The sequence below is a fragment of the Methylomonas koyamae genome, from assembly GCF_006483455.1.
Taxonomy (GTDB): domain Bacteria; phylum Pseudomonadota; class Gammaproteobacteria; order Methylococcales; family Methylomonadaceae; genus Methylomonas; species Methylomonas koyamae_B.
The window spans coordinates 224644-241155 of the sequence record NZ_PPPU01000013.1; the positions used below are offsets into that span (position 1 = coordinate 224644).

Annotated in this window: 12 protein-coding genes; 2 read left to right on the forward strand and 10 right to left on the reverse strand. The window is 58.5% G+C overall.

Annotation, left to right across the window (positions count from 1 at the left end):
- Positions 1–17 precede the first annotated feature (17 nt).
- Genes C2U68_RS08245 through C2U68_RS08255 form a run of 3 tightly spaced genes read right to left on the reverse strand, consistent with a single transcriptional unit; the run spans position 18 to position 3753 of the window.
- A complete protein-coding gene (locus tag C2U68_RS08245) occupies positions 18–1709 on the reverse strand; it encodes an NAD+ synthase (protein WP_140911989.1) in 1692 nt (563 codons plus the stop codon).
- Positions 1710–1723: 14 nt separating this feature from the next.
- Positions 1724–2911 (reverse strand): nicotinate phosphoribosyltransferase, encoded by a 1188-nt coding sequence (gene pncB, locus C2U68_RS08250; protein WP_140911990.1) that lies wholly within the window; start codon positions 2909–2911, stop codon positions 1724–1726.
- An 11-nt stretch (positions 2912–2922) separates the two neighbouring features.
- Entirely contained in the window at positions 2923–3753 is an 831-nt protein-coding gene (locus tag C2U68_RS08255; RefSeq protein ID WP_140911991.1) for a hypothetical protein, read from the reverse strand.
- Between the two features lie 156 nt (positions 3754–3909).
- Here C2U68_RS08255 and C2U68_RS08260 point away from each other — a divergent pair, with 156 nt between their 5' ends.
- Positions 3910–4578: an NUDIX hydrolase gene (locus C2U68_RS08260; RefSeq protein WP_140911992.1), complete on the forward strand. Its 669-nt coding sequence runs from the start codon at positions 3910–3912 to the stop codon at positions 4576–4578.
- Between the two features lie 56 nt (positions 4579–4634).
- On the opposite strand, the gene C2U68_RS08265 is transcribed toward C2U68_RS08260, so the two are convergent.
- From C2U68_RS08265 to C2U68_RS08295, 7 genes are all read right to left on the reverse strand, one after another.
- Complete coding sequence (locus tag C2U68_RS08265) at positions 4635–5444, reverse strand: sulfite exporter TauE/SafE family protein (RefSeq protein WP_140911993.1); 810 nt, start codon at positions 5442–5444, stop codon at positions 4635–4637.
- 174 nt (positions 5445–5618) lie between these two features.
- Positions 5619–8747: an efflux RND transporter permease subunit gene (locus C2U68_RS08270; protein WP_140911994.1), complete on the reverse strand. Its 3129-nt coding sequence runs from the start codon at positions 8745–8747 to the stop codon at positions 5619–5621.
- Positions 8744–9808: an efflux RND transporter periplasmic adaptor subunit gene (locus C2U68_RS08275; RefSeq protein WP_186289545.1), complete on the reverse strand. Its 1065-nt coding sequence runs from the start codon at positions 9806–9808 to the stop codon at positions 8744–8746. The genes C2U68_RS08270 and C2U68_RS08275 overlap by 4 nt, the downstream gene beginning before the upstream one ends.
- Positions 9809–9847: 39 nt before the next feature.
- On the reverse strand, positions 9848–10777 hold the full coding sequence (locus C2U68_RS08280; RefSeq protein ID WP_140911996.1) for a hypothetical protein: 930 nt from the start codon (positions 10775–10777) through the stop codon (positions 9848–9850).
- Between the two features lie 100 nt (positions 10778–10877).
- On the reverse strand, positions 10878–12071 hold the full coding sequence (locus tag C2U68_RS08285) for a Wadjet anti-phage system protein JetD domain-containing protein (RefSeq protein ID WP_140911997.1): 1194 nt from the start codon (positions 12069–12071) through the stop codon (positions 10878–10880).
- Positions 12068–15439, reverse strand: a complete 3372-nt coding sequence (locus C2U68_RS08290; RefSeq protein WP_140911998.1) for an ATP-binding protein — start codon at positions 15437–15439, stop codon at positions 12068–12070. The genes C2U68_RS08285 and C2U68_RS08290 overlap by 4 nt, the downstream gene beginning before the upstream one ends.
- On the reverse strand, positions 15439–16071 hold the full coding sequence (locus C2U68_RS08295; protein ID WP_140911999.1) for a DUF4194 domain-containing protein: 633 nt from the start codon (positions 16069–16071) through the stop codon (positions 15439–15441). Before C2U68_RS08295 ends, C2U68_RS08290 begins: the two co-directional genes overlap by 1 nt.
- Before the next feature lie 149 nt (positions 16072–16220).
- On the opposite strand from C2U68_RS08295, the gene C2U68_RS08300 reads away from it, so the two are divergent.
- Positions 16221–16512 (forward strand): nucleotidyltransferase family protein (locus C2U68_RS08300; protein ID WP_140912000.1); only part of this gene is annotated, 292 nt, incomplete at its 3' end.

A 16512-nucleotide genomic window follows, 5' to 3' on the forward strand; every position in this document is an offset into this window, starting at 1 on the left:
AACCGGTTGCGGCCTAGCTAATACTTGGCCGCAATCGGCATCTGCCGCCCGGCGCCGAAGGCGCGGGGGCGGACCCGGATGATGGGCGGCGCCTGACGCCGCTTGTATTCGTTCCGCGTCACCATCCGGCCGATGCGTTGGAACACCGCCTCGCCTTCGGCCGAATGCCGATAATCGCTAACAAAATCGCAGGCTCGGCGGTATTCCGCTTCCGCCAGCAAATCACCCTCGATCAATAGTTTCAATATTTCATCCAGCACCGGATACGGCGGCAAACTGTCGGTATCTTTCTGGTCGAACGCCAATTCGGCCGAAGGCTCCTTGATCAGAATCGACTCCGGAATCAGCGGCCGGCCGGCGCGCCGGTTCAGATAACCCGCCAAGCCGTAAACCTCGGTTTTGTACAAATCGCCGATCAAACCCAAACCGCCGTTGGTGTCGCCGTACAAGGTGCAATAGCCGACCGAGATTTCGCTCTTGTTGCCGGTGGTCAACACCAACGCGCCGAACTGGTTGGAATACGCCATCAACACGGTGCCGCGTATCCGCGCCTGCAAATTCTCCAACGGCAGACCCGCCAGCGGCGCGGCGAAGCTGGCTTGAAACTGGGCTTTGAAGGCAGCGACCTGTTCCCGAATCGGATGCGTCAACAACCTTACCCCCAACGCGTCGCACAACAACTGCGAATCGGTGACGGAACCGGCGCTGGAATATTCGGAAGGCATCGTCACGGCAATCACGTTGTCCGGGCCGAGCGCTTCGGCCGCCAAGGCGATGGTCAACGCCGAATCGATACCGCCCGAGGAACCGACCACAACCTGTTGGAAGCCGCAGCGGCGGGCGTAATCGCGCAAACCCATAAGGATGTGCCGAACGACAAACTCCGGCTCCGGCAAAGGCTGGCCAGAGCCGACGCCATGAAACACGCCGGCGCTAAACTCGACCGGCTCGACTGCCGCTTCGAAAGCCGGCAATTCGAACGCGAGCGTTCCGTCCGCATTTACTCCAAACGAAGCGCCGTCGAACACGATGCTATCCTGGCCGCCGACTTGGTTTACGTACAGAATCGGCAAGCGGTGGCGTTGCGCGGCACCGGCGATAATCCGGTGGCGTTGGTCGCGCTTGCCGATATTGGACGGGCTGGCGTTGATGCTGACCACCAGGTCCGGCCCGATCGCGGCCAAAGCCTGGTAAGGATTGACCGGATAATCGTTGGCAGCGTCGTTCCAGCCGTCTTCGCAGATCATCAGACCTACTTTGTAGCCGGCGACTTCGATGCTGGCGGCGGTGGCCGGCCCCGGCTCGAAGTGCCGCCGCTCGTCGAAAATGTTGTAGGTCGGTAACAATTGTTTGTGGTACGCGGCAAGCACTTGGCCGTTTGCCAGCGCAAGCAAGGAATTGTGCAGCGGCTTGCCCGGCCCGGAACGGGTTTGCGGCAAACCGGCGATAACGACAATTCCCGGAAACCGGCGGGAAAGTTCCGCCAACTCTGCCAGAGCCCGCTCAGCCTCACGGATGAACGCCGCGTCGTTCAGCAAATCTCCCGGATAGTAGCCGCACAACGAAAGCTCCGGAAATACCAGCAACTGCGCTTGCAGCCGCTCGGCGTCGCGAAACGCCTGCTCGGCGATGCGCAGGTTGCCGGCAAAATCGCCGACGGTAGGATTGGTTTGGGCGACGGCGATACGCAATGGTGTTTGTCCCGGCATAGCTGATTCCCGCTTCAGACGTAGTGGTTGAAAATCTGCCGCAAATAGGCAACGAAGGTCGGATCGTCGCACAAGGTTTTGCCGGGCGCGTCCGATAACTTGGCCACCGGATCGCCGTTGCAGCGCATCAGTTTCATGACGATATTCAGCGGTTTGACGCCAAGGTCGTTGGTCAAATTCGTGCCGATGCCGAATCCCAGCTGGATCCGGCCGGCAAATTGGCGGTACAGCGCGATCGCTTTCGGCATGTCCAGACCGTCGGAAAACACCAGACGCTTGGTATGCGGATCGATTTTTAGCGCTTGGTAATGGGCGATGGCTTTTTCGCCCCAAATGCCCGGATCGCCGGAATCGTGGCGCAAACCGTCGAACAACTTGGCGAAATACAGATCGAAATCGCGCAAAAAAGCATCCATGCCGATGGTATCGGTAAAGGCTATCCCCAAATTGCCGCGGAACTCCTGCGCCCAATCCTCCAGCGCCGTGCGTTGAAACTCGCGCAAGCGGACGATATGCGCCTGGTAAGATTGCAAATACTCGTGCGCCATCGTGCCGATCGGTTTCAGCCCGTATTTTTGGGCCAGATAAACATTCGAGGTGCCTTTGAACAAATTCGGCAATTCGGTCGACAAGGTCTGCACCACTTCTTCCTGCCAGCTGCCCCAGGCCCGGCGGCGCAAGCCGAAGTCGAAAAACTCGAACGGATGGGTTTCGGCCGGCTGTTCGGCAAAGTCTTTCAGCATCGCGATTTTTTGTTGCAGCCGGCGCCGGCCTTCGGCCAACAAGGCGGCTTGATCGAAACGGCGGAAATACAGTTCCGAGACGATGTATAAAACAAAAATCTCGAAATTCATCACGTGAACTTGCGGGCCGGCGGCATCGATTCTAAGCCGGTCACCCTCGGCATAGACTTGCAGATATTTGGGTTTGAAGCGGAACAGCGATAAAAACTCGATGAAATCCGGCTTCAAATAACTAAGCCCGCTTAAATACTCGAGTTCGTGGTCGGCGAATTGCAGTGCGCACAACTGCTCCAACTCGTGCTTGACGTCGGCAACCAGTTCGGCCAGCGGATATTCCGGCGTATTGCGGCAGACGAAACCGTATTCCGCGGTGGCTTCGGGGCGTTTATGCAGCATGGTTTGCCACATCGGAAATTTATACAGATCGTTTTCCAACAAGCTTTTTACAATCGGGGCCATCGCTTCCTCCGTTACGGCCGGCCGCAGCCGAGTTCGCTAGCGGCGGCCAAGCGGACGCCCCGCTGCCGCACATCGTCAAAAAATTGCTCGGCCAATGCTTCGCAACCCGGCACCGGGCTCATGCAATCGGTCAACAGCGTCAAGCGCCCGGCGATATCGGCCGGGCCGTATTGCAGCAGGTCCAACACGGTTTGCCTGACGCAGTGGCTGCTGGCCTGGCCGGCCACCCAGACCGGTTGCGGACCGGCCAACAGCTCGAGCAAGTGCCGGTTCAAGTCGGTATCGGCGTCGCCGGGGTAGGGAATCACCGCTTTCAACGCCGAAAAGCTTTCGGTCCAGATGTTGCGGCCTTTTTCGATCACATCGATAGCCTTAAAGCGCTTGGACTCCCAGCGTTGCAACGCGCCGGCAAGTTCGGCGTTCAAATTTGCGCCCGGCGAGCCGACCAGACAATGCGGCGGCCACAGCGTCAACGCCAAACCGAGCTGCTCCAGATTTTGCAAATATTCCAGAATGTACTGCTCGGCGTCGGCGGATATTGCTGCCGCCAACGCGCGGTAACGGCCGTGGCGGACGTCCGCCGCCGTGACCTGGGTAAACGGCGGCGGCAAGGCGCCGTTCGCGTCGCGCCACATCGTGTAATGCGCCAGATCGATACTGTGGTGCAAATCGAGGCTGACGATGACCGAATCTATCGCCTCGGCCAGCCGATCTACCAACCGGACCAGGCGCAGGCAGTCCTGATAGGCGCCGGGAACCGGCAAAGCCGGCAATGCGCCGGCGAAGGGACGGTCGCAAAAATCGTTTTGGGCGTCGATGATCAACAATTGGATCGCATTCATAAGCCTGCTCCGGCTATAAAATTGGGACAGGCTTAGCTTATTCCTGTTAGTTACATATTGCAACTATTAAAACAACGAAAAATATCTATAAAATAAGACTTACATTGATAAATTTCACATTTTGTTACTAAACAGCCTGAAGGATAAACGCCCTCTATGTCCGAGCGGATGATTGCAACGATAGATGTGGTGCTGCTGACGATTCACCAGCAACAATTGAGCGTGGCCCTGGCTAGGCGCGAACACGAGCCTTTCGCCGGCCTGGATGCCTTGCCGGGCGGCTACATCCACGCCGAGACCGACCGCGACAGCCTGGATGCGGCGCTACGCATTCTGCGCCAGAAAACCGGAGTGAATCCGCCTTACCTGGAACAGTTGCGTACCTTCGACGGCTGCGCCCGCGACCCCAGGGGCTGGTCGATTTCGATCGCATATTTTGCGCTGGTCAACGCCGAATTGCTGCTGCAGGCCGGGCATCCCGGATTGTCGATTTGCCCGGTCGATGCGCTGCGGCGCCTACCCTTCGACCACAACGACATTGTCCAGGCCGCGGTGGAGCGCATCCGCAACAAATCGCAATATTCTTCGTTACCCTGCCACTTGGCCGGGGAACGCTTCACCTTGCCGAAATTGCAAAAAATCTACGAAGCCTGCCTGGGCGAGACGCTGAATAAAGTCAGCTTCCGCCGAAAAATGGACGAACTGGGAGTGTTGGAGGAAATAGCGGGGCAAACCGAAGCCAACGGCGCCCATCGGCCGGCGCAGGTCTACCGGCTGAAAGCCGAATTTGCCAACGCCTTGAAGTTGTTGCAGCGGGGATTATGACAAGCTTGGCCCAAGGCGCGCCTCCGATCCGGATCAGGCGGCCTTGGTCCTAAGAATTACTGCAACACGAATTTGGTGCCAATCACCAGCAGTAAAGTCGCCAATACCGGCCGCAATACATGTTCCGGAATTTTCGCGCTCAAATGGCTGCCGATCCAAATCCCCGGCACCGACCCCAACAACAGACTAATCAGCAAATCCAGATCGAAATTGCCCAAACTCAAATGGCCGAGGCCGGCCACCGCGGTCAACGGAATCGCGTGGGCCAGATCGGTACCGACGACTTTCAAAGTCGACATTCGCGGGTACAAGAACAACAAAGCGACCGTGCCCAGCGCACCGGCGCCAACCGAGGACAAGGTGACTAGCACGCCGAGTACGGCACCGGTCAGCACCGTCGCAATTTTCTCCCAGCGCGGCGAAAACCGGCCGCTGTTTTCCTGAGTGCTATGGTCGTCGTCGATCTGCTGTTTGGCGGCTTTGCGCAACAGCAAACTGCGTACCAATAGAGCACATGCCGTCAGCAGCAGCGCCACACCTAAGGTAAACGTGATCGCGCCGGTGGTTTCCTTGCCGACCGCCATCAGGTTTTTCAAGACATACAAGGTCGCACCGGCAAACGGCAAGCTACCCAGCCCCAGCCAGCCGACGATTTTCCAGTCCACCGAGCCGTGTTTGCCGTGGTGGACGAACACGCCGGCGGTTTTGGTAATCGAGGCGTAGAGCAAGTCGGTGCCGACCGCAACCGCCGGTTTGAAGCCGAACAAAAACACCAATAACGGCGTCATCAAAGAGCCGCCACCGACGCCGGTAATGCCGACCAGCAAACCGACCGCGAAGCCGGACAAGCTATACATCAAATTCATTTTTTACCTTTTCAATTCGTAAAATTCGATAACGGCTGCATTATGCCAGCGCAAGCGATCAAACTATTAATGCTATATCGGCATATAGTTATCCGAAAATTAGATATTTGAGCCGGTAAGGCTAAGGGGCGTTCGTGGCCGAAAGCGACGAACGGCCGGAATGGAAAATGCGAATCAAGAATCGGTTTGGGCGCCGGGGAGTGCGACCCGAAACCAGGCGGCATACAACGCCGGCAGAAACAGCAAGGTCAAAATGGTGGCGACGGTCAATCCGCCCATGATCGCAACGGCCATCGGCCCGAAAAACGCGCTGCGCGTCAGCGGTATCATCGCCAGAATCGCCGCCGCCGCGGTCAGCACGATAGGGCGGAACCGGCGCACGGTGGAATCGACAATGGCATCGAAATCGCTGCTCCCGGCCCGCTTGTCCTGCTCGATCTGATCGACCAGGATCACCGAGTTGCGCATGATCATGCCGGACAGGGCGATCGTGCCCAACATCGCCACGAAACCGAACGGCTGCTGGAACACCAGCAAGAACAAGGTCACACCGATCATGCCCAAGGGCGCGGTCAGCAACACCAAGGCCACTCGCGAAAAACTTTGCAACTGGATAATCAGCACCGTCAACACGCTGAACAAAAACAGCGGCATGCCGGCCGCGACCGAATCGCCGCCCTTGGCCGATTCCTCCACTGCGCCGCCGACTTCCAGGCGGTACCCGAGCGGCAATTGCCGCCTGATCTCGTCCAGTTGGCTCTCGACCTGGGCCGACACCACCGGCGCCTGGATAGTGCCGTACAGATTGGCGCGCACCGTCACGGTCGGCAACCGATTGCGGCGCCAGATCACACCCTCTTCGAAACCGTATTCCAGTTTGGCAAGCTGCGATAGCGGCACGCTACGGCCGTCCGCGGACGGAATCATCAGGTTTTCCAGCCGCGACAAGTGCTTGCGTTCGGTGGCGGTGCCGCGCACCAGCAAATCGATGCGTTCGATGCCTTCCCGAAACTCGCTGACGTATAAACCCTGCGAGGCGCCGTTGACCAGATTGGCGATGTCGCTGGATGTGATACCCAACAAGCGGGCTTTGGACTGGTCGATATCGACGCGCACCACTTTCACCGGCTCTTCCCAATCGTGCTGCACATTCGACAGATGCGGATTGGCGCGCATCACCTCGGCAATCTGGCGGGCGATGGCCTGCAAAGTCGGCAAATCCGGGCCGGAGACGCGAAACTGCACCGGAAAGCCGACCGGCGGCCCGTTTTCCAAACGCAACACGCTGCCGCGCAAGCTTGAAAAATCCTGTTCGAACAAACGAATCAATTTTTCCCGCAACGCTTCGCGCTCGGCCGGACCTTTGGTCAAAACCACCAACTGGGCGAAACTGCGTTGGACCAGTTGTTGGTCCAGCGGCAGATAGAAACGCGGGCTACCGGTGCCGACATAGGCCACGTAATTGTCGATGCCGTCCTGCCGCTCCAGCCAGGCCTCCAGTTTTTTCACCTGAGTTTCGGTCGCGGCATAAGAAACGCCCTCGGCCAGACGCAAATCGACGATCAGTTCCGGCCGGGTCGAGTCCGGAAAAAACTGTTGCTGGACGAACTTGAAGCCGAAAATGGCGGCGCCGAAGATTGCTACAGTCAACAAAATCACCCAGCCCCGGTAAATCACGCAGGTTTCCACCACACCGCGGAAGCGCCGGTAAAACGGGGTTTGGTACAAATCTTCGTGGGCGGCTGCCGCAGCCGGCGTCTTTTTCCATTTCGCCCGGAGCCGGTTCAGGATCGAGTCCGGGCGCCGGCCTTCCCGAAATTCCGGCAACAAGTGAAAGCCCAAATACGGCACAAACACCACCGCCGCCAGCCAGGACACCAGTAATGCAATCACCACTACCTGGAACATGGAACGGGTGTATTCGCCGGTCGACGAGGCCGCGGTTGCGATGGGCAAAAAACCGGCCGCAGTGACCAAGGTTCCGCTCAACATCGGCATCGCGGTCGAGGTATAGGTAAAGGCTGCGGCGCGGCTACGCTCCCAGCCCTGTTCCATTTTTGAGGCCATCATCTCCACCGCAATAATGGCGTCGTCCACCAATAGCCCCAGCGCCAATATCAGCGCACCCAGTGAAATTTTGTGCAGCCCGACGCCGAACAAATGCATCAGCCAAAACGTCGCCGCCAATACCACCGGGATGCTGATCGCAACCACAATGCCGGTCCGCAGACCCAAAGACATCAGGCTGACGCCCAAGACGATGACCAAAGCCTCGATCAGCGATTTGACGAATTCGTTGACCGAGCGCTGCACCGCTTGCGGTTGCGACGAAACCGGATGCAATTCCAACCCGATAGGCAATTGGGCTTGTACCGCTTTGACTTCGGTATCCAGATTACGGCCCAATTGAATGATATCGCCGCCGTCGCGCATCGATACCCCGATCAACAGGGCGTCGCGGCCTTGGTAGCGCACCCGGTCGTGCGGCGGATCTTCGAAACCGCGGCTGACGCTGGCGACGTCGCCCAGCCGGAATTCATTGCCATTGGCGCGCAATCTGAGGTCGCGCAATTGTTCCAGGCTATCGTAACGGCCGCTGACGCCGATGCGGATATGCTCGTCACTGAAATCGAAACCGCCGCTGCCGGTCATCAGATTCTGGGATTGCAAAGTGCGGATCAGCGTCGCGGTATCGATGCCGATCGTCGCCAGTTTGGCGTTGGACAAATCGATGTAAATTCGTTGCTGCTGCTCACCGAAGAAGTCCACTTTCGCGACGTCCCCAACTCGTAGCAACTGGGCGCGTACCGCATCGGCATATCGCTTGAGCGCGGCATAATCGTAACCGTCGCCGACCAGGGCATAGAGGTTGCCGTAAACATCGCCGAATTCGTCGTTGAAGGTCGGCCCTTCCACCCCGTCGGGCAGGGTTTGGCGGATATCGAATATTTTTTTCCGCACCTGATAAAAAATGTTCGGGACTTCCTCGGGCGGGGTCGAGTCCTTGGCCAACACGAATATCAGCGATTCGCCCGGCCGCGAGTAACTGCGCAGATTGTCCAGCCACGGCACTTCCTGCAGTTTTTTCTCCAGCTTGTCGGTGACTTGCAGTTCGACTTCGCGGGCGCTAGCGCCCGGCCAGCCGGTGCGTACCACCATCAGCTTGAAGGTGAAGGGCGGATCTTCGGATTGGCCGAGCCGGCTATAGGAAACGGCGCCGACTACTGTCAACACCAACAGCGCGTATAACACCAAAGCCGGGTGGCGTAACGACCATTCGGAAAGGTTGAAGCGTCCGGTCATGGCCGCTCCCGTCTAACCGGCTGCACAATCTGGCCCGGCACCAGGGTTTGGGCGCCAACCGCCACCACCCAATCGCCGCTCTGCAAGCCTTGGTTGACAATGGTGCCGTCCTCGCGGAACGGGCCGGTTTGTACCGGGCGCGGGGTAACGGCGCCGGTCGCCGGTTCGACCACCCAGACCACGGCCTGGCCGTCGCGCTGGGTCACGGCGGTCGACGGCAATAACCAGGCCTGATCGGCTGCCGCCTCGAAGCGAACCCCGGCCGTCATACCCAGATGCACGGCGGCATCGGCGTCGGCCAAAGCCACCCGAATCTGAAAGGTCCGCGTCACGCTGTCGGCGGCCGGCGCCACTTCCCGGACCGATCCGCGGTAAACCTTACTCGGTAGCGCCCATAGTTTGATTTCGGCCGCCGCACCAAGCGCTGCGCCGCCGATATGGGATTCCGGCGCGGAAATGGCTACTTCCAGGCTGTCGGTCGCCGCAATTCGCGCCACCACTTCGCCGGCCTCGACCACCTGGCCCGGTTCGGCCCGAATTTCGGTGACGACACCGTCACGGTCGGCCTGCAATTGGGTATAGCGGGATTGGTTACTGCGAACGGCGGCGTCGGCTGTGGTCTGTTTGACACGGGCTTGAGCCGATTTGAACTTGGCTTCCTGAATGTCCAACGCTTGGGCGGACACGAATTTACGTTGGAATAAACTGCGCTGGCGCTCCAACTCGGCCTGCGCCAGCGCCAAATCCGCCTCCGCCGCGTGCAGCTCGGCTTGCGCCGAGCTGGCAGACAGGCTGGTATCCTTGTCGTCCAGTTTGGCTAGCACCTGTCCTTTCCTGACCACGGCGCCGCGTTCCACCAATCGCTGGACGATTTTGCCGGGTATCCGAAAACCTTGCGCGCTTTCGTAGCGGGAACGCACCTCGCCGACCAACACGGTCGGGGCCGCTCGAGTACGCTCGCCGACTTCAACAATCTCCGCCGGGCGGGGTTTCGGCGATATCGCAACTTCTTGTTCGCAGGCCGTTAACAACAAGAACGACATCGTCAAAAACACTCTCATCGCATCTCCTTGAAAAAAAATCCACAGAATTGCCAGTCATCATTTGTGCATCGCTTTAACGATCAGTTCCAGGGGCGTTAAGGAAATCACGGCACGGAACAATACCGCGTTGTCCGAACCGAACAAGCCGTAACATTCGTAATCGAGCGGAGTCGCCTTCGGGTCGCCGAAATCGTGAGCCGCCGACTCCTCCGCCGGCTTGATCAGAATATGTAGCGCGTCGTTACTTCTGAGTTGAGCCAGCAAACGCCTGTCGATACTGATTTTGTGCGAAGTATAGACCATGGGGTTGCGCTCGAAATCGTGCAGCCATTTCAGGGCTTTTTCCAATAACGCACTGGACAGCAAGGCACACGGGAATATTTCCGGAAATTTGACTTTATCCTGCAACTCGTCGAAATACTCGGTTTGGTCGCGCAGCGACGCACACAGAAAATTCTTGGCGTTGCTGGTCATCATGAATTTACGCTTCAGGAAGAAGCCGTTCGGCAAAAAACAGCGGTCCGGCTGAATCTTCAATTCGCCGATGCGCGACAAATTCGGATTCGGCAAAAACAGCGGCTCGACCGTTTCTTTTTTGTAGCCCATCAAGGCCAGATTGCCTTCGGCCTTGACCGCGATACGGTTACTCAATACCGGCTCGGGCTCGGCTTTGAATTGGCTGTCCTTGATCTCGACCTGAATCGGCTGGCCGGGCTTGATCGCATTGGCGAAGGAAAATTGATAGTTACTGAAATGCAGCCCATGCCGCTCGATCAAACCCGCTTCGTCCCGGCTAGCGCGAAACGTTGCAAGTCGGCCTTCGATCAGAGACTCCAACTGGAAACCCAACGAAATCGGTCCGTCGAACGGATTGTCTTTAATCCGCTGCCATTTATGCGGATCGTGAAACAGATTGAAATCGTCGGTGGAATTGCGGGCGACATCGACATGGAGCTGGGTAAAAACGTCCTGAATCTTCGAATGCATCTAAGGGCCTCCACAGTTTATGGTCCGGAACTTGACCCGGAAAAGGCTAGCACCGGATCGCCACTCCCACAAATCGGCCCGCTCCGATAGAACACCCCCGTTATTTTTCCCCGCCGCACAACCCGGCTAACCAAGCCTGCAAACGGTCGAAACCGACGTACTCCTGCTCGAGCCTGACATTTCGGCCGTAACGGTTGTCGCGCAGTGCGTCGTACAGCGCGCTTTCCTCGGCGCTCAGCTCAGATAAATCGGCCCGGCCGGGCGCGGCTTCTGTCACCCACGAGGCGCGGTGGGCCAGCAAGGTGGCTTGGTCCATCAACAGTGACCGGGTTTGCGGAAAATACTGGCGAAACTGGCTCAGAATCGCAAAGCCGTGGCTGTCGATGTCGCCCCAATAATGAATTTGTTTGTCGCGCAACCACTCGGCTTTCGCCAACGCATCGAAGCCGTACCCCCTGCCGAAAATGACGACGCTGCCCGGAACATCCGGAAAGGCCAGACCGTTAATGTCGTTTTCGGTGACGAACACCCGCACTACCGGCAAATTCAAAACCGCAAACTCATCGGCGGTGACGCTTAAGTCGGTCAAGCCGGCGATGGCAAGTCGGCTATCCAACACCCGAAAGCGAATCGTCGCCGGCTTCGCCAAAAAGCCGTAACGCGCTTCGAAACCGGCAACACCGGTTTGCGCGACGTCGATTGCCGACTCCGGTAACAGCAAATCCAGCCATTCGCCAAGCAATTTCTTGCGGCTTTCGATAAATTTGCTGTCGATGCCGGGCAGGCTGATCTGGCGCAGATAAATGCCGGGCCGGGGATGCGCGCCCATCCAACCGGCCACGCTCAACAGTTTTTGCCATTCGCCCGCATGCTCTAGAGCCCGTAGCGGGTATTTCAACAGCCAGCCTCGCAACACCGAGAAATCGCCAGTCAGCGTTGTCGCCAATTGCGCAAAAACCGCCAACTCCCTGGATTTTTTCAAATACGCCGCGGCATCCTCCGCCTTATCGAAAACCGCCGCCGCCGGCAAGCGATTCCGACCCGACAGCCGATGATTGATCTCGCGCCATTCGACCGAAAAATGCCGGGCATCCGCCGCCAGCCAGGTTTCGACCCAAGCTTTCACCCCGCCAAAATCGGCGGCGAGTTCCGCCGGACTGGGTTGCTTCAGCGCGATTCGTAGCGGAAACAAACCGTTCGGCGCCAAAATTTCCATCAAGATTTGGCCGCGCTGCCAGCGCTTGTCCAGTTCAAAGCGCAGCTCGGCCGGCAAAGTCCAGACCGGCTGGCTCATCCGCCGCGCGCCGCGCGTTCGGCCCGATATTGTTCGATGCTGAGATTGCGCAGTTTCGAGGCGCGGCCTGCTTCGTTATGCACAAAGCCGACCGCGGCCACGTAAGGTTCGATGATGTGGATTTTCTGCAGCGGCGTGACGATCAGCAATTGCAGATTGAGATTCTCGAACAGTCGCAAGCCGTATTGCGCCGATTCGTCGGAACCTCGGCCAAAAGCTTCGTCGATCACCACGAAACGGAACGAGCGCGAGCGCAACGCCCCCCACTCCAGCCCGAACTGGTAGGCCAAGCTGGCCGCCAGAATGGTGTAGGCCAGCTTTTCCTTTTGGCCGCCGGACTTGCCGCCCGAGTCGGAATAATGTTCGTGCTCGCTACCGTCTTCCCGCCAGCGCTCGCTGGCGCCGAAATTGAACCAATTGCGCACGTCGGTAACTTTACCGGTCCAACGCCGGTCCTGCTCGGCTTGACCTTCGCGGCCGCGAAAGCGTTCGATGATTTTTTTGACTTCCAGAAACTTGTTTTCCGAATATTGCTCGTCGTCGGAACCGGTCAGCGCACCTTCGGTGCAGGCGCGCAATTCGCTTTGAAAATCGCGCACGTCGGCATCCGGCGTCGGCTGCGCTTCCAGCACGATGTAGCGGTTGGTGTTGTAGTCGATCTGGGTTAACGATTCGTTGATACGGGCGATGCGTTCCTTAATGGTTTCGCGCTCGCGGGCCAGTTGCGACTGGAAGTTGGCGACCTCGCGGATGGTGTTTTCGTTGAGCAATTCCTTGAAACGGGCCTCGAAGCGCGGCAGATCGTCGGCTTGCAAGCTCTGTAACATGGCTTGATATTCACCGCCGGCAGCGATGCCGACATCGACCTCCTGGGTTTCCAGCGGGAAGGCCGCGCAATAGCCGCGCATCGCATCGATGATTTTGTCGCGCAGGTTGTTGAGTTTCTTGGTTTCGGCGTCGATCCTGGCTTGCAGCCAGCCACGAAAATCCTGTTCGCGGTTGTCGCAGGATTCGATCGTCAGTTGCCGCTCGCCCAACACTTCGCCGCGCATCGCGTCCAGCGCCGGGTAATGCGCGGCATGTTCCGCGCCGGCCTCGCGCAAAATCTCGCCGGTTTCCGCCAGCAGCGCTTCGGCGGCCAGCTTACGTTGTTCGGTGGCGCCGATTTCCTTGATTTTGCTGTTCAATGCTTGCTCGGTATCGGCCAGCGCCTTTTGCACAGCCTCCAACTGCTCGGTCAGTTGTTTGAGCAGATCGGACGCCGCTTCCAACTCGCGTTTTTCGTGTTCCAGCCGGGCAATCTCGCCGGCCAACGGTCGCCAATCCAGCTCGCGAAAATCCCGGTATTCGCCCAGTTTGGACAATGTTTCCAGTTGTGCCTTGACCGCTTGCCTCGCCTGGTCGATCTGCGCCAATTTGCCGGCCAACTCGGCGAGACGGCTTTCCAATAGCTTGGCCTTGGCTTCCAGCGCGGCGATCTTGGCGGCATTCGACCAGCCCAACACATAGCGGCTGCGGTCGTCCAGGCGGTGGCGGTCGTCTTTTTCGTGGCGCTCGCCCGGCGCTTTGATTTGCCCGGCGCGGGTAACGGCCTTTTGCTCGCGGCGAAATTGCTCCTGGGTGGCGCAACAGGCGACGTCGAAACGATGGGCGATTTCGCGCTCCAGCCAATCGTAAAACGCCGAGTCGGGCTTGATCGCCAGTTTGCGAACCAAGGAATCGCGGTGCAAATCCGGCAAATCGCCGCGTTGGCCGGACCGCACCCGGAAATACACCAGCCGGCCCCGCAACTGCGTCCGGTCCACCCAGTCGGCCACCTCCGCATAATGCGCATCCGGCACCAGCAAGGACAAGCCGAAATTGCGCAGCAGCCGTTCGGCGGCGCCTTCCCAATCCTTGTCTTCGTCGCGGACCTGGATCAGCTCGCCGGCGAATGGCATTTCGGCCTCGGCCAGATTCAGCGCCCGGCACAGCGCCTCGCGCATTTTGATTTGGGCATCGTCGATATTGCTGCGCCGGGTTTTCAGGCTGGTCAATTCGGCTTGCAAGGCTTGATGTTCATTGCGGCCCTGCGCAAACGCCACCCCGATTTCGCTGGCCTGATTCTGTAAATCCGCCTCGCGAGCAGAGGCGCTTTCCCGCAAATCGGCAAATTGCTTTTGCTGGGCCAGAAAGCCGTCGGCGTCTTCCGGGGCCGGCAAGTCCAAGGTTTTCAGCAATTTTTCGTAACGGGCAGACTTATCGCGGCGGCGCGCCATTTCATCTTGCAGACGCTCGATTTCCAAACCCAATTGAGCGATACGGTCGCCGCCGTTGGCGGCAATCTGGCGCTGCAGTTCACCCACTTCCATTCGCTGTTGCCGCTTGCGCTCGCTCAGCCGGTCGAGCTGGGCGTTTTGCCGGGCAAGATCTTGATCCAATGTCGCCAGACGCTTTTCCAGCAAGCTTTGTTTCAGGCCGGCGAAAAACGAACGCAAGGCTTCGCGGCAGGCGCGCAGGGTTTCGGTTTGTGCGTGCAGTTGTCCGTGACGCTGGCAATCGGCCACCAACGGCGTCAACAAACTCATCTGGCGCTTGGCTTTCAGCACCGCGTCGTGGGCGCGGTTCAGGTCGTCGAAATGATTGATCAACGCGGCAATGCGCGGCGCCACCTCGGACGGCTCCAGCATGTGGCTGCGGACGAAGTCGGTCAGATTGCCGACCGATTTCATCGACACGGTTTGATGGAACAATTCCAGCGCCTGCTCGTTGTCGATGCCGAAGCGGCGGCGGAACCAGGCGCCGTAAGGCGGAAAGCTGTCGAACAATTCGGCGCCGAGATGGCGCAGCTTCTTGCGCAATTGGCCGATGTCGCTGCCAAAGTCGGCGAAGTCGGCGGCAATGCTCAAGTCGCGTTCGCAACCGGCATACAGCCTTGCCGGCTGGCCCTGACGGTCGGCAATCCAGAACACTTGCGCCAGCGTCACGGTCTGGTCGTAGCCGGCGTTGTGAAACACGCCGAGGATCACCGAATAACTGTTGTCGCCGCGCAAGGCCACCGGCTTGGCGCTGCCGCTGACTTCGTTGCGCTCCGATTTGTAATGCCCCAGCACGTAGGAACGCAGGCTGCGCTCCTTGCTGTCCGCGCCGGCCGCCTTGTTGTAAGCGATGCGTTGAGCCGGCACCAGCAGCGTCGTCACCGCATCGACCAAGGTCGATTTGCCGGAACCGATGTCGCCGGTCAACAGCGCGTTGCGGCCATTGAGCTGCAAGCTCCAGACCCGGCCGTCGAAAGTGCCCCAGTTATAGACTTCCAGCCGTTGCAAGCGGAAGCCGGACAGGGTGTCGTCGTCGACGAAATCCAGCGACAGTTGCAGGTCGTTTTGCATTATTCCCCGCCTTCCCCGCCAGCGGCCAATTGGGTTTGATATTCGGCCAGCCGGGCGTCGAACTCCGACAACCATTGCGCATCGACGAAAGCCTTGAGAATGCGCCTGACCTCGTAACTGGCGGATTGATTGGCAGCGGTCTTGAATTTACGTAAAAATCCCAGTTCGACCACCTTATTGATATGGGTTTCGATCTGATCGATCAGCCGCGCTTCGTTGCTGCGTTGCGGCAAAAACACCCGGATCAATTCGACGATGTCCTCGCGCGACAACACCAGCCGGGTCTCGCCGCCGCCCCGGTCGAACTCGGCCAAACGCTTGCGCAACAAGGCCAGCAACAAACTGACCGGAAACGACAAGGGCCGGCGCGCGATCAAACGCGGTAGTTTAACCGCGGCCTCATCGTCTTCGTCCGCTGCCTGCCGCGAGCGCAAGAAGGCGTAACCTTCGGCCTCATCCAGCACCAATTCCAAACCCAACACCGCCACGTAATCTCGTACCCTGGCCTGCAGATTTAACAAGGCGTTCCACAAGCCACCGTCAGATTCCTGGTAGATCACGCCTTTCAGCAAGGGAATCACAACGGCCGACAAGTCGTATTGGTGGGCTATTTCGGGGTCGGTTTCGGCCATGCTTATGTCGTTTTGATCGAGCGGGCGTTGAATTGTGCGTATTTTAGGGTAAAACCCTCGATAAAAGAGACAATCTGCTTTTAGGCTTTCGATGCTACTATCCATTTCAACTGAAAGCGGAATTTCACGAACTCAATCCACAAAGCCTTATGAAACGGAACCATGCTTTAGAGCTACTGAGAAAACTGAAACCCGTTGTCGCGCAACGGTTCGGCGTCACACAACTGGCTTTATTTGGCTCCACAGCGCGCGACGAAGCCGGGGACAATAGCGACGTGGACATTCTGGTCGGCTTCGATGGTCCCGCCACCTCCAGCCGTTATTTCGGAGTGCAATTTTATCTGGAAGATCAGTTGGGTTGCCCGGTGGATTTAGTCACCGATAAAGCCTTGCGCCCAGAATTGCGGCCATTCGTCGAAAAGGACAGAGCCGGCCCCAAAA